Origin of the sequence: Aquimarina sp. U1-2 (assembly GCF_017897595.1) — a bacterium.
GTDB lineage: Bacteria > Bacteroidota > Bacteroidia > Flavobacteriales > Flavobacteriaceae > Aquimarina.
Genome location: NZ_JAGKIK010000104.1, coordinates 1 through 379, shown reverse-complemented (window position 1 = coordinate 379; position 379 = coordinate 1). Strand labels below are relative to the sequence as shown.

Genomic DNA, 379 nt, shown 5'->3' with positions numbered 1-379 from the left:
AAACCTTCAACAGCAAAATCCCGATAGGCTGTTGTGAAAATTATTTTTGTATCCTTGTTTATAGATTTGGCAAAAGATATACCTGAGATTTCGGGCATATTAATATCTAAGAATATCAAATCGATGGTATAGGTTCTTAGTACATTAAAAGCTTCAATGGCATTACTGCAGCTTGCAGTAATTTGTATGTTAGGTATTTTGGCCAAATGTGTTGCAATAACCTCTCTTGCAATGGTTTCATCATCTACTATAATACACGATATGTTTTTGCTTTGTGGCATTATTTGGTAATGAGTTTTAAATGTACTTTAAATAATCCATTTGTATTTTCAATATCCAGATGGTGTTTGTCTTTATATAATAAGTTTAATCGTTTCTT

At 30.6% G+C, this 379-nt stretch carries 1 protein-coding gene; it reads right to left on the bottom strand.

Going from position 1 to position 379, the window contains the following annotated elements:
* A partial coding sequence (locus J8281_RS19220; protein ID WP_210199262.1) for a LytTR family DNA-binding domain-containing protein occupies positions 1-281 on the bottom strand: 281 nt, incomplete at its 3' end.
* Positions 282-379: the final 98 nt, after the last annotated feature.